The organism is Streptomyces sp. NPDC001137 (assembly GCF_040298885.1).
GTDB lineage: Bacteria > Actinomycetota > Actinomycetes > Streptomycetales > Streptomycetaceae > Streptomyces.
Window position 1 is genome coordinate 1 of the sequence record NZ_JBEPBA010000046.1, and the last position, 14,957, is coordinate 14,957.

The 14,957-nt window shown below is 71.7% G+C and carries 14 protein-coding genes and 1 pseudogene; 7 read left to right on the forward strand and 8 right to left on the reverse strand.

The window, feature by feature from the left end; all coding sequences use genetic code 11:
* Nucleotides 1-70 (forward strand): annotated as a pseudogene (locus ABT254_RS45065) (sigma-70 domain-containing protein); the annotation flags it as partial.
* Between the two features lie 44 nt (nt 71-114).
* Here the strand turns inward: ABT254_RS45065 and ABT254_RS45070 are convergent.
* Genes ABT254_RS45070 through ABT254_RS45080 form a run of 3 tightly spaced genes read right to left on the reverse strand, consistent with a single transcriptional unit; the run spans nt 115 to nt 3,170 of the window.
* A complete protein-coding gene (locus ABT254_RS45070) occupies nt 115-1,248 on the reverse strand; it encodes an Mrp/NBP35 family ATP-binding protein (RefSeq protein WP_351483536.1) in 1,134 nt (377 codons plus the stop codon).
* A gap of 43 nt (nt 1,249-1,291) precedes the next feature.
* Nucleotides 1,292-1,885 carry a DUF1003 domain-containing protein gene (locus ABT254_RS45075; protein ID WP_351483537.1) on the reverse strand — a complete coding sequence of 198 codons (594 nt, stop codon included), beginning with the start codon at nt 1,883-1,885 and terminating at the stop codon, nt 1,292-1,294.
* Entirely contained in the window at nt 1,875-3,170 is a 1,296-nt protein-coding gene (locus ABT254_RS45080; RefSeq protein ID WP_351483538.1) for a magnesium transporter MgtE N-terminal domain-containing protein, read from the reverse strand. The genes ABT254_RS45075 and ABT254_RS45080 overlap by 11 nt, the downstream gene beginning before the upstream one ends.
* A 226-nt stretch (nt 3,171-3,396) precedes the next feature.
* Between ABT254_RS45080 and ABT254_RS45085 the strand changes: the two genes are divergently transcribed.
* Nucleotides 3,397-4,131, forward strand: a complete 735-nt coding sequence (locus ABT254_RS45085) for a hypothetical protein (protein ID WP_351483539.1) — start codon at nt 3,397-3,399, stop codon at nt 4,129-4,131.
* Between the two features lie 121 nt (nt 4,132-4,252).
* Here ABT254_RS45085 and ABT254_RS45090 read toward each other — a convergent pair whose 3' ends face one another.
* Together ABT254_RS45090 and ABT254_RS45095 are read right to left on the reverse strand one after the other, a co-directional pair.
* Complete coding sequence (locus ABT254_RS45090) at nt 4,253-4,765, reverse strand: hypothetical protein (RefSeq protein ID WP_351483540.1); 513 nt, start codon at nt 4,763-4,765, stop codon at nt 4,253-4,255.
* Between the two features lie 22 nt (nt 4,766-4,787).
* A complete protein-coding gene (locus tag ABT254_RS45095) occupies nt 4,788-5,906 on the reverse strand; it encodes a magnesium and cobalt transport protein CorA (RefSeq protein WP_351483541.1) in 1,119 nt (372 codons plus the stop codon).
* 451 nt (nt 5,907-6,357) lie between these two features.
* Between ABT254_RS45095 and ABT254_RS45100 the strand changes: the two genes are divergently transcribed.
* The 4 genes from ABT254_RS45100 to ABT254_RS45115 all read left to right on the forward strand — a co-directional run bounded on the left by ABT254_RS45100 (nt 6,358) and on the right by ABT254_RS45115 (nt 9,514).
* Nucleotides 6,358-6,954, forward strand: a complete 597-nt coding sequence (locus ABT254_RS45100) for a suppressor of fused domain protein (RefSeq protein ID WP_351483542.1) — start codon at nt 6,358-6,360, stop codon at nt 6,952-6,954.
* Nucleotides 6,955-7,118: 164 nt separating this feature from the next.
* Nucleotides 7,119-7,760 (forward strand): DUF6758 family protein, encoded by a 642-nt coding sequence (locus tag ABT254_RS45105; RefSeq protein ID WP_115906090.1) that lies wholly within the window; start codon nt 7,119-7,121, stop codon nt 7,758-7,760.
* Nucleotides 7,761-7,976: 216 nt separating this feature from the next.
* Nucleotides 7,977-8,834 (forward strand): PHP domain-containing protein, encoded by an 858-nt coding sequence (locus ABT254_RS45110; RefSeq protein WP_351483543.1) that lies wholly within the window; start codon nt 7,977-7,979, stop codon nt 8,832-8,834.
* A 74-nt stretch (nt 8,835-8,908) separates the two neighbouring features.
* Nucleotides 8,909-9,514 (forward strand): MarC family protein, encoded by a 606-nt coding sequence (locus ABT254_RS45115; RefSeq protein WP_351483544.1) that lies wholly within the window; start codon nt 8,909-8,911, stop codon nt 9,512-9,514.
* Between the two features lie 155 nt (nt 9,515-9,669).
* Here the strand turns inward: ABT254_RS45115 and ABT254_RS45120 are convergent, their stop codons facing one another.
* Nucleotides 9,670-9,822: a DUF8834 family protein gene (locus ABT254_RS45120; protein ID WP_185124170.1), complete on the reverse strand. Its 153-nt coding sequence runs from the start codon at nt 9,820-9,822 to the stop codon at nt 9,670-9,672.
* Between the two features lie 183 nt (nt 9,823-10,005).
* Here ABT254_RS45120 and ABT254_RS45125 point away from each other — a divergent pair, with 183 nt between their 5' ends.
* Entirely contained in the window at nt 10,006-10,899 is an 894-nt protein-coding gene (locus ABT254_RS45125) for an NYN domain-containing protein (RefSeq protein ID WP_351483545.1), read from the forward strand.
* A 3-nt stretch (nt 10,900-10,902) separates the two neighbouring features.
* On the opposite strand, the gene ABT254_RS45130 is transcribed toward ABT254_RS45125, so the two are convergent.
* Complete coding sequence (locus tag ABT254_RS45130; protein ID WP_351483546.1) at nt 10,903-11,793, reverse strand: alpha/beta fold hydrolase; 891 nt, start codon at nt 11,791-11,793, stop codon at nt 10,903-10,905.
* Nucleotides 11,794-11,911: 118 nt separating this feature from the next.
* The gene (locus tag ABT254_RS45135) at nt 11,912-14,683 is read right to left on the reverse strand and encodes a DEAD/DEAH box helicase (RefSeq protein ID WP_351483547.1); all 2,772 of its coding nucleotides are present in this window, start codon (nt 14,681-14,683) and stop codon (nt 11,912-11,914) included.
* Nucleotides 14,684-14,957: the final 274 nt, after the last annotated feature.

The window sequence follows — 14,957 nt, forward strand, 5'->3', positions numbered from 1 at the left end:
CCAGAAGCTGGACCGGGCGCCCACGGTGGCGGAGCTCGCGGAGCGCCTCGAGCTGACCAGGGACGAGGTAGCAGGACAGCGCCCCCTCTGCCGTATGAGCCGGTCGTGCGGGCCCTAGAACTTGTTCTTCGGGGTGATCCCCAGCGACAGCCCCGAAAGGCCGCGCTGGCGGCCGCCCAGCTTGCCCGCGATGCCGCGCAGGGCCGCGCCCGCCGGGGAGTCGGGGTCGGTCAGGACCACCGGCTTGCCCTCGTCGCCGCCCTCGCGGAGGCGGACGTCGATCGGGATGGCGCCGAGGACCGGGACGGTCGCGCCGGTCGTGCGGGTGAGGCCGTCGGCCACCGTCTGGCCGCCGCCCGTGCCGAAGACGTCGACCATCTCGCCGCAGTGCGGGCAGGGCAGGCCGGACATGTTCTCGACCACGCCGACGATCTTCTGGTGGGTCTGCACGGCGATGGAGCCGGCCCGCTCGGCGACCTCGGCGGCCGCCTGCTGCGGGGTGGTCACGACCAGGATCTCGGCGTTCGGGACCAGCTGGGCGACCGAGATGGCGATGTCGCCCGTGCCCGGCGGGAGGTCGAGGAGCAGGACGTCCAGGTCGCCCCAGTACACGTCCGCGAGGAACTGCTGCAGCGCGCGGTGGAGCATCGGGCCGCGCCAGACCACCGGGGCGTTGCCGGGCGTGAACATGCCGATGGAGATGACCTTCACGCCGTTGGCCGAAGGGGGCATGATCATGTTCTCGACCTGGGTGGGACGACCGTCGGCGCCCAGCATGCGCGGCACCGAGTGGCCGTAGATGTCGGCGTCGACGACGCCCACCTTGAGGCCGTCGGCGGCCATCGCCGCCGCCAGGTTCACCGTCACCGAGGACTTGCCGACGCCGCCCTTGCCGGACGCGACCGCGTACACACGGGTCAGCGAGCCCGGCTTGGCGAAGGGGACCTCGCGCTCTGCCGTGCCGCCGCGCAGGGCGGCCGCCAGCTCCTTGCGCTGCTCGTCGCTCATGACGTCGAGCGTGACGTCGACGCGGGTGACGCCGTCGACCCGGGAGACCGCCTCGGTCACGCGCTGCGTGATCGTCTCGCGCATCGGGCAGCCCGAGACCGTCAGGTACACGGTGACCGCGACCGTCCCGTCCGCGCCGATCTCCACCGACTTCACCATCCCGAGTTCGGTGATGGGCCGGTTGATCTCGGGGTCGTTCACCGTCGCCAGTGCCTCGCGCACCGCGTCTTCGCTAGCCATAGGAACGATGGTACGGCTCGGTAGCCTGGCCCCGGAAAGCCCGTCACCGGTCGTCTACGTCACGTCCGCGCGACCGTTCTGCCGGGAATACGGCATGTTCGTGGTGGCCGTCCTGCCGTCCCTCCAGCTCCTTGACCAGGTCCTGCAGCTCGGAGCGGATCCAGTCGCGGGTCGCCACCTCGCCGAGGCCGATGCGCAGGGCGGCGATCTCGCGGGTCAGATACTCGGTGTCGGCGATGGAGCGCTCGTTCTGCTTGCGGTCCTGTTCGAGGTTGACCCGGTCCCGGTCGTCCTGCCGGTTCTGCGCGAGCAGGATCAGCGGGGCCGCGTAGGAGGCCTGGAGCGACAGCATGAGGGTCAGGAAGATGAACGGGTAGTTGTCGAAGCGCAGGTCGTGCGGGGCGAAGACGTTCCACAGCACCCACGCGATGATGACGACCGTCATCCAGACGATGAACCGCCCGGTGCCCAGGAAGCGCGCGATGCGCTCCGAGAGCCGTCCGAAGGCCTCCGGGTCCCACTCGGGCAGGATCCGGCGGCGGGGCGGGCGCGGCTGGTCGAGGCGGGGCCGCGTGCGCGTGGTCGCCGTCGCGCCCGCCGGGGTGCGCTCGCGGCCGGTCTCGCGCTCAGGAGGCATGGGGGGCCGCCCCCTCGTCGTCCTCGTCCTCCAGGTGGAACTCGGTCTCCCGCCAGTCCTCGGGCAGCATGTGGTCCAGTACGTCGTCCACGGTCACCGCGCCGAGCAGCGACCCGGCCTCGTCGACGACGGGCGCCGCGACCATGTCGTACGTCGCGAAGAACCCGGCGACCAGGGGCAGCGTGGCGCTCGGGGCGAGGGCCTGCAGGTCGTCGTCGACGACTGCGCTGACCAGCGTGTACGGCGGCTCGCGCAGCAGGCGCTGGAAATGGACCGTACCCAGGTACTTGCCGGTCGGCGTCTCGTCGGGCGGGCGGCAGACATAGACCTGTGCGGCCAGGGCGGGCGACAGGTCCGGGTTGCGCACGCGCGCGAGGGCGTCGGCGACGGAGGCGTCGGGGCGGAGCACGATCGGCTCGGTGGTCATGAGCCCGCCGGCGGTCTTCTCCTCGTACGCCATCAGGCGGCGCACGTCCGCGGCCTCGTCCGGCTGCATCAGCGTCAGCAGCCGCTCCTTGTCCTCCTCCGGGAGCTCGGCGAGCAGGTCGGCCGCGTCGTCCGGGTCCATGGCCTCCAGGACGTCGGCGGCGCGCTCCTCCTTCAGCTTGCCGAGGATCTCGATCTGGTCGTCCTCGGGGAGCTCTTCGAGCACGTCGGCGAGGCGGTCGTCGTCGAGGGCGGCGGCCACCTCGGCGCGGCGCTTGGCGGAGAGGTGGTGCAGGACGTTCGCCAGGTCGGCGGGGCGCAGCTGCTCGAACGTGGCGAGAAGACTCTCGGCGCCCTGTCCGTGCTCCTCCAGGGAGAAGCCGGTGACGGCGGACCACTCGACGGTCAGCGTCTCGCCCTTGGCCCGCCGGAAGGCGCCGCCCTTCCTGCCCTTGCGGACGAAGACACGGTCGACCTCCCAGTCCCGGCGGGCCGGCAGCTGCTGCACCGAAACGTCGAGGACGGTGACCTCCTCGCCGGTCTCGGCGAGCGTGACGCGCCGGTCGAGGAGCTCGCCGAACACGAGGCGCTCGGTGGGGCGCTGCTCGAAGCGGCGGACGTTGAGCACGCCGGTGGTGATGACCTGGCCGGACTCGATGCTGGTGATCCGGGTCATGGGCAGGAAGATGCGGCGCCGGCTGGGCAGTTCGACGACCAGCCCGAGCACGCGCGGGGGCCGCCGCCCGACGCGCAGCATCACGACCAGATCGCGCACCCGGCCCACCTGGTCGCCGTTCGGGTCGAAGGCGGCGACGCCGGCGAGGTGCGAGACGAAGATCCGGGGCGCGCCCGCTGCCATGGCTGCGCCTCCCTTTCGTACGGGTGTCCAGTGCTGTGTGTCGCTGCTGTGCATCTTTTCCGAATTGCCCGCTCGGATGGGCTTCAGGCTAGCCCGTACCGATCGGATCCGCCCTGGTGGGAGCTCCGGAGGAACGGGCTCCGCTCGGCCGCCGGGGCACCCGTTACTCTGCCGTACGCTGCTGGGGCCCTGCCCCGCGCCCCCCGACTGAAAGGCAGCCCCACCTGTGACTGCGATTGCCCTGGGCCGGACCCGTCGGACCTCGCTGGTGAGCGCGGTGTGCGCGCTGGTGGTGACGGGGACGGGGCTGCTTGCGGGATGCAGCGAGGACCCGGACGCGGGCACCAACGGCGTCGGCAAGCTGCCGGCCGCCAAGATCCAGTCGAGGACCAGGGCGGCCGCCGAATCCGCTGAAGCGGTACGGCTCTCCGGGACCGTGGTGACCAACGGGCGGACGTACACACTCGACATGCGCCTGAAGTCCGGCGGCGGCAGCGGCTCGGTCACCTCCCAGGGGGTGGCCTTCGGGCTGCTGAGGATCGGTGAGCAGCTGTATCTGAAGGCCGGCGCGGAGTTCTGGAACCACGCGGACGGCAACACGTCTGCCGGGGGCTCACTCGACGGCAAGTACGTGAAGGTGCCGCAGGGCGACCCCTCGTACAAGAAGTTCAGCGGGTTCACGGACAAGGACGTCCTGCTCGACGGTCTGCTGACCCTGCACGGCGCGCTCGCCACGGACGGCCACCACGAGCAGGCGGGCACCCGCACCATCCGCATCACGGGCGACAAGGGCTCCGGCGGCACGCTGGACGTGTCCCTGGAGGGCACCCCGTACCCCCTCCGCCTGGAACGCGCAGGCGGCGCCGGCACCCTGACCTTCTCCTCCTGGGGCAAGGACTTCCCCCTCACCGAGCCGAAGAAGAGCGAGACGGTGGACTACGGCAAGAAGCTGCCGACGTAGGTGGACCGCGCCCCGAAGGGGCGCGGGGCCGTATCGACATGCGGCTCCGCCGCGTGGGCGCGACCAGCCACGACGGCGCCGCAGACGGCAAACAGCCGATCACGGCACTACGAGCGGCAGCTCACCGCCGCCGCCGCTTCCGGAAAAGCAGCCGCGGCAACCCCTCGGGGATCGGCTGACGGGTCGTGGCCGGCGACGGCAGCGGCGCCTCCGCCAGGCTGCCGTCGGGCAGGGGGCCCGACACCCCCGCAGGCTCCAGACGGAGCACCCGGCACTCACGGGCCCAACGCTCCGTCATCGCCTCGCCGTCGGGGGCGTTCAGCCGCTTGCCCTTCAGCTCGGCGACCGCCGCCTCCCACTCCGCGGAGCCGGACGGCAGCTCGGACACGGTCGCCGCGAACGTCACCAGCCGCCCGCCCTTGTCCTTGCTGCGCACGGTCACCTCGGCGGAGCCGCCGTCGGTCAGCCCCGGCAGCGGCTGCTCCCCGGGCCCGTCGCCGACCAGGCACACCGCACCCTCGTGCCACACGTGCCACAGCGCACGGGCCGCGGAACCCGGGCCCCTGACCCAGATGAGGCCGGACTTCTTGGTGGCCTCCTCGACGAGGGCCTGGTCGAGCAGCTCGCTTGTCATGAGCCCAGCCTATCGAGGCGCCTCAGAGCCAGCCGTTCCGCTTCAACGTGCGGTGGATGCCCAGGCAGACGACTCCGGTGAGCATCATGATCACCGGGTAGCCGTACTTCCAGTGCAGCTCCGGCATGTACTTGAAGTTCATGCCGTACACCCCGCACACCATCGTCGGTACGGCGATGATCGCGGCCCAGGCGGTGATCTTCCGCATGTCCTCGTTCTGTGCGACGGACGCCTGGGCGAGGTTGGCCTGGAGGATCGAGTTGAGCAGCTCGTCGAAGCCGATGACCTGCTCCTGGACCCGGGCGAGGTGGTCGGCGACGTCCCGGAAGTACTTCTGGATGTCGGGGTCGATCAGCCGCATCGGCCGCTCGCTCAGCAGCTGCATGGGACGCAGCAGCGGCGCCACCGCCCGCTTGAACTCCAGCACCTCACGCTTGAGCTGGTAGATCCGCGCCGAGTCCACACCGCGCGAGACACCGCCCCGGCGCCCCGGCGAGAACACCTCGGTCTCCACCTCGTCGATGTCGTCCTGGACGGCGTCGGCGACCGCGACATAGCCGTCGACGACATGGTCGGCGATCGCGTGCAGCACCGCCGAGGGTCCCTTGGCGAGCAGCTCGGGGTCGTCCTGGAGCCGGTGCCGCAGCGCCCGCAGCGAGCCCTGGCCGCCGTGCCGGACGGTGATGAAGAAGTCCCGGCCGGTGAAGCACATGACCTCGCCGGTCTCCACGACCTCGCTGTTGGCGGTGAGCCGGTCGTGCTCGACGTAGTGGATGGTCTTGAAGACGGTGAACAGGGAGTCGTCGTACCGCTCCAGCTTGGGCCGCTGATGGGCCTGGACGGCGTCCTCGACGGCCAGCGGGTGCAGCCCGAACTCGCGGGCGATACCGGCGAATTCGGCCTCGGTCGGCTCGTGCATCCCGATCCACACGAAGCCGCCGTCGCGGCGCACCAGGCGCATGGCCTCGTGCGGGGTCATCGGCTTGCCCAGGTCGACGCGGGTCCCGTCGCGGTAGACGGCGCAGTCGACGACGGCGGACGGCGTCGAGGGGTCGCGCGTCGTGTCGTACACGCCGGTGTCCTTGCGCAGGGAGATGCGGGACGGCCGGACCGCGGCGCGGAGGTCACGGATCATCGACATGGCTGGCTCCTTCGTGACAGGCAACGCAAGGGCGCCGACGACGGATGGAACTGCCCGGAATGGGGACGTCCTGACTTCGTGTGTTTGGCACGTCCACAAAGCGGGGAGCACCGCACCATCGCGGTGGCGAGCTTCGTTACTGATTCAGATCAGACGGATCAGGCAAAACGAAGTGCTCTTCCGCATGAAGACGTGAGCGTGAAAGGCGGCGGTCAGCCGGAGCCGGATCAGCTGTATCAGCGGCGGGAAGAGCGAGTGGTACTGCACGGGTGACTTCGATCCATGACAGCCCCACCTCCTCCGGCCGGTCCCTCGTAAGGGAGTCTCAATCGGCGTCGGGACCCGATCGCGACGCTTTTGCGTGCTGCCCCGACGACCGGGCCAGAGTATCAGCCGCCCAAACTGTCAAGGTGCCGCTTTGCCCGGTGCTGACGAGTTCTATGCTCGCCGCATGGTTGATGTTCTCCCTCTGGTCGAGGCCCGGTTGCGCGGCGCGCTGGGCGAACCGGACGCGCGCGCGGCGGTCACGTTCCTGGGCACGGACCGCATCGAGGTACTGCGTTTCCGGGACGACTCCGGGGACGGGAGCATCGTCCGCTACGCCACCCTCGGCATGTCCGCACAGCCCATGAGCGACCCCACCGCGGCCCTTGCCGACCCGGTCAAGGGCCCGCGCGCGGAGCTGATCCTCTCGGTGCGCGGCGGCCTCGCCGACACCGACAAGGCGCTGCGCCCGCTCGCCGTACTCGCCGCGTCCCCGCAGGTGGAGGGCGTGATCGTGGCCCCGGGCGCCTCGCTCGACGTCGGCGAACCCCTGTGGCCCGGCGCCCCGTTCAGCTCCGTCCTGGTCGCCGAGCCGGGCGGGCTGGTCGAGGACCTCGACCTGGACGAGCCCCTCGATCCGGTCCGCTTCCTGCCCCTGCTCCCCATGACGCCGAACGAGGCCGCCTGGAAGCGTGTGCACGGCGCCCAGGCCCTCCAGGAGCGGTGGCTGACGAACGGCACGGACCTGAGGGATCCGTCCCGCAGGTCCGTCCCACTGGACTGAACGCCGCGTGAGCAAGCTCACCAACACTCGGCCGGAATCGGTCAGTTGGCAAAGGCCGCGCCACCGCGCATCCCGCTTGGGTGGTGACGGTTCCGGTGAAGGGTTCCGTCCGGACGGGTGATCGTCCTTGACGTGGCGCAGCGGGGGTAGGACCGTGGGGCCCTATGAGGGGCGAACCCAGTTGCCCGAAGTGTGGTGGCCGGGTCAGGGCTCCCGGACTCTTCTCCGACACCTGGCAGTGCGATGTGCACGGCACCGTGCATCCGCTGCAGCCCGTGATCCCGCCCAGCGTCGAGGCCCTCAGTGTCGTGGTGCATCGCACGCAGGTGCCGGTGTGGATGCCGTGGCCGCTGCCGATCGGCTGGCTGTTCACGGGTGTGGCCTGCGCGGGCGACGACCGCCACGGCGGCCGCGCCACCGCCGTGGCCTGCTCGGGCCCGGGGCCGCTCGGCGGCATAGGGGAGCTGATCCTGGTCGCCGAGGAGCTCGGGGTCGGACTCGGTGCGCGGTATGCCGGGATCGACGGCCCGGACCCGGGGCCGTACATGAACGTCGAGAAGCCCCCTCAGGCGAAGGTGCTGGCCGGCGGGCGCCCCACCCCGCTGTGGCATGTCGCCGGCAGTCCCGACGACCGGGCGGTGTTCGCGGGCGAGGCGCGGGGGCTGTGGCTGTGGGCGGTGGTGTGGCCCGAGCAGTCGGGGTTGCTGATGTACGACGAGCTGGTGCTGACGGATTTGCGGGACGCGGGGGCCGAGGTCGAGCTGGTGCCCTGCGGGGCACTGTCGCCGCGCTTGCTTGAGCCGTAACGCCCATCCGGGCGGGGTGTGGGGTTGTGCGGCGTGCGCGGGTTGTGGGGGTTGATCGCGCCCACGCGGCGGAGCCGCAGATCGACACGGCCCCGCGGCCCCTGAGGGGGGTGTCGGTAGGGGGTGCTCAGGGTGTACGGGTGTGACAGGTGGCCGTGAAAATCCGGTTATCCTTGAGCGTTCCCTTTCGTGCCGTCACCGCTTGGAGTCTGCGTAGTGCGTATCGATCTGCACGCCCACTCCACTGCTTCCGACGGTACGGACTCCCCGGCTGAGCTGGTGCGGAATGCTGCCGCGGCCGGGCTGGACGTGGTGGCGCTGACCGATCACGACACCACCCGTGGGTATGCCGAGGCCATCGCCGCGGTGCCGGAGGGGCTCACGCTCGTCACCGGCGCCGAGCTGTCCTGTCGTGTCGACGGTGTCTCCATGCACATGCTCGCCTACCTCTTCGATCCCGAGGAGCCGGCGCTGCTCGCCGAGCGGGAGCTGGTGCGGGACGACCGGGTGCCTCGGGCCAAGGGCATGGTCGCCAGGCTGAACGGGCTGGGCGTGCCGGTCACCTGGGAGCAGGTCGAGCGGATCGCCGGGGGCGGTTCCGTCGGGCGGCCGCATGTCGCGACCGCACTCGTGGAGCTGGGTGTCGTACCGACCGTGAGCGACGCGTTCACCGAGGACTGGCTGGCCGACGGCGGGCGGGTCTTCGTCGAGAAGCACGAGACGGATCCCTTCGAGGCGATCCGCCTGGTCAAGGCCGCGGGCGGGGTGACCGTCTTCGCGCACCCGGGCGCCAGCAAGCGCGGCCGCACGGTGCCGGAGGCCGCGATCGCCGAGATGGCCGCCGCCGGGCTCGACGGTATCGAGGTCGACCACATGGACCACGACGAGGAGACCAGGGCGCGGCTGCGGGGGCTGGCCAAGGAACTGGGGCTGCTGACCACCGGGTCCAGCGACTACCACGGCAGCCGCAAGACCTGCGTGCTCGGCGAGTACGTCACGGATCCCGAGGTCTACGGGGAGATCACGCGGCGGGCGACCGGGGCGTTCCCGGTGTCGGGGACCGGCGGAGCCTGAAAACCCCCTCCGCACCCCCCGTTCCCGTCCATCTCTTTTTCCCGCTCTTTTCCTGCAAGGCGTGTAGCTCACCCATGTTCGACGTCGCCGTCTTCGGCTCCCTGTTCCTGACCCTTTTTGTCATCATGGATCCCCCCGGGATCACCCCGATCTTCCTCGCGCTGACCGCCGGGCGCCCCGGCAAGGTGCAGAGGCGGATGGCCTTCCAGGCCGTGTGCGTGGCCGGCGGTGTGATCACCGTCTTCGGGCTGCTGGGGCACCAGATCCTCAACTATCTGCATGTCTCCGTGCCCGCGCTGATGATCGCGGGCGGGCTGCTGCTCCTGCTCATCGCCCTGGATCTACTGACCGGCAAGACCGACGAGCCGAAGCAGACCAAGGACGTCAATGTGGCGCTCGTACCGCTGGGCATGCCGCTGCTGGCCGGCCCCGGCGCCATCGTGTCCGTCATCCTCGCCGTGCAGAAGGCCCACAGTGTCGCCACGCAGATGTCGGTGTGGATGGCGATCCTCGCCATCCATGTCGTGCTGTGGCTGGTGATGCGGTATTCGCTGCTGATCATCCGGGTCATCAAGGACGGGGGCGTGGTCCTCGTGACGCGGCTCGCCGGCATGATGCTCTCCGCGATCGCCGTGCAGCAGATCATCAACGGCATCACGCAAGTGATCAAGGGCGCCTGAACGCCCCCGGAGTCCCGGGCATGCGCAGAGCCCCCGTACGGCGTCGATGCCGTACGGGGGCTCTGAAGCTGCTGCGGTGATCCGCGTTCGTATGCGTCTCTGTGCGTCTGTATCTGTGCGTCTGTATACGTCGTGCTTGCGTCTGCTTGCGTCTGTTACGCGGCCGATTCCTCGGCCGGTCGGATCCAGAGGCGCTGCCCGATGGCCGCGGCCTGCTGAACGATCCTGTTGACGGAGGCGGCGTCCACGACCTTGCTGTCCACGGTCGTACCGTTGACCTCGTCGAGTCGCATGATTTCGAAGCGCATGGCCTCTCCCTTCGTCTCGCTGTGTTCCGTAGTAGTCAACGGGCTGCGTGTTACAAACATTCCCTACGCTAAAGAAATTTTTCGAACGACTAACTACTAGCCGGTAAGGCACCGCCGAGGAGACAGGGGAGACCGACCGGGGCCAGTTGTGTTCGCAGCGTGACCGCCGGAACAATGGAAGCGATGAACGACGACCTCGCGGCCCTCAGCGCCCGCATCGACCGCACGAACGAGCTGCTGCAGCGCATGCTCGCCGAGGTGGCGAAGACGCCCTCGACCCATGCGATCTTCGTCGACGCGGGGTATCTGTACGCGGCTGCGGGCCGGCTGGTGGCGGGGACGGAGGACCGTCGCGCCTTCGACCTGGACGCGGAGGGCCTGATCGAGGCGCTCATCGACCGGGCCCGCACGATCTTCGCGGACAGCCGGCTGCTGCGGGTCTACTGGTACGACGGCGCGCGGCGCCGCATCCACACCGCCGAGCAGCAGTCGATCGCCGAACTCCCCGATGTGAAGGTCCGGCTGGGCAACCTGAACGCCAACAACCAGCAGAAGGGCGTCGATTCGCTGATCAGGACGGACCTGGAGTCACTGGCCAGACACCGGGCGATCAGCGACGCGGCACTGCTGGGCGGTGACGAGGACCTGGTGTCGGCGGTCGAGGCGGCGCAGGGGTACGGAGCGCGCGTCCACCTGTGGGGCATCGAGGCCCCCGAGGGGCGCAACCAGGCGGAGCCGCTGCTCTGGGAGGTCGACAGCCAGCGCACCCTCGACCTCGACTTCTTCAAGCCGTACGTCTCCCGGCGCACCGCGGCCGCCTACGAGGCCACCGCCGCCCGGCCCGGCCGTGACGACGTCCGCTTCGTCGGCGCGCAGATCGCGGCGAAGTGGCTGGCCGCGCGGGGCCGCGACTCCCTGGCGGAACTGCTGCCCGGCCACCCCTATCTGCCGGGCTCGGTGGACCAGGACCTGCTGGTGGAGGCCGAGGGCCTGCTGCAGTACTCCCTGCGCGGCCAGGCGGACCTGCGGCGCGCGCTGCGGGACGGGTTCTGGGAGCACCTGCAGGCGCAGTACTAGCCGCTACCGGCTCGGGTTGTTGCGGTCCCAGAAGTCCGCGAAGGCGCGGGCCGTGTCGAGGGGGCGGTCGGTGTTGGGGGAGTGTTCGGCGCCCTGGACGACGGTGCGGTGCGCGCGCAGGCGCCGCGCCATGTCGTCGAGCAGGGGGACCGGCCAGGTGTCGTCGCTGGAACCCGACAGGACGTGGAACGGCAGTGGTACGGCGGCCAGTTCGGCCACGCGGTCCGGTTCGACGCACAACTGGCGGCCCGTCGCGATGAGTTGGGCCGGCTTGTTGCCCAGCCAGCGGCGGCGCAGGTCGTCCTGGTCGTCGAGGCCGCCGTCCAGTTCCCCGGGCTCGCCGGTCTCGGTCTCCTCCGGCGCCTCCATGGCCTGGATCGCCTCCCACACCTCGGCCATGTTCATCACGGCGAGCGCGTCGCGGAGCAGCTTGACGCGCTGTTGCTGGGAGCCTGAGATCTGGGCGGGGCCGGAGGCCATGAGGGTGAGCGACAGGAAGGGCGTGTGGTCCAGCAGGACCGCGGCGCGCGCGATCTGCCCGCCGAGGGAGTGCCCGACGAGGTGCACGGGGGTGCCGAGGGCGGCGGCCTGGGCGAGCACGTCCCGCGCCAACTCCTCCTGGGCGTAGGCCGATTCGTCGGTCTCGGGACCGTCGGACTCGTACTGCCCCCGTCCGTCCACCGCGACGGTCCGGTAACCGCGGGCCGCGAGCGGCTCGTGCAGCGGGTTGTAGTCCTCCTTGCTGCCGGTGAACCCGGGCAGCAGCAGCGCGGTTCCCTTGGCGGCGACGCCGTCCGCCACGGGCGCGTCGACGACGGCGAACTCCCCGCGCGCGGTGCGCAGCGCGTACGCGCGGGCGCCGGGGGGCGGGGTGAAGGTCGGGGGCCTGCTCATGGGGTGAGGTTATCCGGCTCGGGTGGCGGGGAGGGGGACGGGCCGGGGCAGTCGGCCGAACGCCGACGGCCCGGCCCCTCCTGTGCGGTGGGGGCCGGGCCGTCGGTGAGTGAGCGCATCAGCTCTCCGTGGCCTCCGCGGCGGCAGCGGCCTTCCGCGTGCGGCGCACCGCGGGCTTGGCCTCGGCCGCGCCGGCCGTGGCCTTGCGGGCGCGGGTGCGCGGCTTGGCCTCGGGCTCCTCGGCGGCCTGCGCCGGGATCTCCGCCACGGCGGCGGCCTTGCGGGTACGGGGCTTCGCCTCCTCGGCGGTCTCCGCGGCGGCGGCCGTCTTCCGCGTGCGGCGCGGCTTGGCCTCCGTGTCGACAGCGGCCTCGGGGGCTGCTGCCGCCTTGCGCGTACGACGAGGGTTCGCCACCTCCGGCGCCGGGGCGGCGTCGGAGGTCTCGGCGACCTTGCGGGTACGCCGACGGGGCGCGGCCTCGGCGGTCTCCTCGGCGGCGGCCGTCTTGCGGGCGCGGGTGCGCGGCTTGGCTTCCGTGCCCTCGACGGTGTCGACCACGGCCTCCGCGGCCTTGCGGGTCCGCGTGCGCGGCTTGGCCTCGGGCTCCTCGGCGGCCTGCGCCGGGATCTCGGCCACGGCGGCCTTGCGGGTACGGCGAGGCTTGGCCTCGGCCGCCTCGGCGGTGACCTCTGCGGCAGCGGCGGTCTTCCGGGTGCGGCGCGGCTTGGCCTCGACGGCCTCGGCCGTGTCGACCGCGGCTTCAGCAACGGCGGCCGCCTTGCGCGTACGGCGCGGCCTGGCCTCCGTCGCCTCGGCGGTGTCGACCGCGGCTTCCGCGGCAGCCGTCGCCTTGCGGGTGCGGCGCGGCTTGGCCTCGGTGGCCTCGGCCGTGGGCTCCGCGGCGGCCGTGGCCTTGCGGGTCCGGGTGCGGGGCTTGGCCTCGGTCGCCTCCGCGGTGTCGACCGCGGCCTCTGCGGCGGCGGTCTTGCGGGTGCGGCGCGGCTTGGCCTCGGTGGCCTCGACCGTGGGCTCCGCGGCAACCGTCGCCTTGCGGGTACGGCGGCGCGGGGCGGTCTCCGCCGGCTCCGGGGCCGACTCGGTGGTGCCCTCGGCGGTGTCGACCGCGGTCTGCGCGGCCGTCGCCCTGCGGGTCCGGGTGCGCGGCTTGGCCTCGGTCGCTTCCGCGGTGTCGACAGCGGTCTCCGCAGCAGCCGTCGCCTTGCGGGTCCGGCGGCGCGGTGCGGCGGCGGGGGCCTCGGGCTCCGGGGCGGCCGGGGCTTCCTGTGCCGCCGGAGCCTCAGCGGCGAGCGGCTCCGCGGCCAGCGTGCTCTCCGCGGCCCCGCGGGTGCGGCGGCGACGCGGCTTCGACGGGGCCTGAGGGGCGTCCAGTGCGGGACGCTCCGCCGTCGTGACGGCGGCTTCCGCGGACTCGGGTGCCGTGGTGGTGGTCACCGGCTCCGAGGCGGCACCGGCACGGGTGCGGCGACGGCGACGAGGGGTGCGGGGACCGGAGGTCTCCTCGGACGGCGAGAGAGCCGTCGAGGCCTCCGGAGCGGCCGTCGCGTCCAGGGCCGCCCCACCGCGCGTACGGCGGCGGCGACGCGGCGTACGCTCCGTGCGCTCGCGCTCGGTGGGCCGGGACTCGCCCCGGCCCCCCCGCTCGGGGCGGCCGCCGCGACCGCGTGCGCCGCGGCCGCCGGTCTCGCCCAGGTCCTCGAGCTCCTCCGCGTCGAGCCCGGCACGCGTGCGCTCGGCGCGCGGCAGGACACCCTTGGTGCCCGCCGGGATGTTCAGCTCCTCGAAGAGGTGCGGGGAGGTGGAGTACGTCTCCGGCGGGTCGTTGAAGGACAGCTCCAGCGCCTTGTTGATCAGCTGCCAGCGCGGGATGTCGTCCCAGTCGACGAGCGTGATCGCGATGCCCTTGGCACCCGCGCGGCCCGTACGGCCGATGCGGTGCAGGTACGTCTTCTCCTCTTCGGGAGACTGGTAGTTGATGACGTGCGTCACGCCCTCGACGTCGATGCCGCGGGCGGCGACGTCGGTGCAGACGAGGACGTCCACCTTGCCGTTGCGGAACGCGCGCAGCGCCTGCTCGCGGGCGCCCTGGCCGAGGTCGCCGTGGACGGCGCCGGCCGCGAAGCCGCGCTGCTTGAGCTGGTCGGCGAGATCGGCCGCGGTGCGCTTGGTGCGGCAGAAGACCATGGCCAGTCCCCGGCCGTCGGCCTGCAGTATGCGCGCGACCATCTCGGGCTTGTCCATGTTGTGCGCGCGGTACACGTGCTGCGAGGTGTTCGCGACCGTCGCGCCCTCGTCGTCCGGCGCGGTGGCGCGGATGTGCGTGGGCTGCGACATGTAGCGGCGCGCGAGACCGATGACCGCGCCCGGCATGGTCGCCGAGAACAGCATGGTCTGGCGGCGGGCCGGCAGCAGATTGATGATCTTCTCGACGTCGGGCAGGAAGCCCAGGTCGAGCATCTCGTCGGCCTCGTCGAGGACAAGGGCCTTGACGTGCTTGAGGTTGAGCTTCTTCTGGCCCGCGAGGTCCAGGAGCCGGCCCGGGGTGCCGACGACCACGTCGACGCCCTGCTTGAGGGCCTCGACCTGGGGCTCGTAGGCCCGGCCGCCGTAGATGGCGAGAACGCGTACGTTGCGCACCTTGCCCGCGGTCAGCAGGTCGTTGGTCACCTGCGTGCACAGCTCGCGGGTGGGGACGACGACGAGCGCCTGCGGGGTGTCGGTGAGGTCCTCGGGCTTGGCGCGGCCCGCCTCCACGTCCGCGGGGACGGTGACGCGCTCGAGGAGCGGGAGGCCGAAGCCCAGCGTCTTGCCGGTGCCGGTCTTCGCCTGGCCGATGACGTCCGTGCCGGAGAGGGCGACGGGGAGGGTCATCTCCTGGATGGGGAAGGGGGTGACGATGCCGACGGCCTCGAGGGCCTCGGCGGTCTCGGGAAGGATGCCGAGATCTCTGAACGTGGTAGTCAGGGTGCTGCCTCTTCTGTGTGCGCGGTGCGAGGCGAGCGCGGGGGGTCTTTGACGGACCGTGCCGGGGACGTCGGCTGCCTTACGGGCTAGCCGTAGGGCACGGGACCACTGCCGACGCTCTAGCGCTCGTACCGCTGAGGGTGTCCCTCCGGACGCCGTACGCAATGTGCCGTACGGGCTT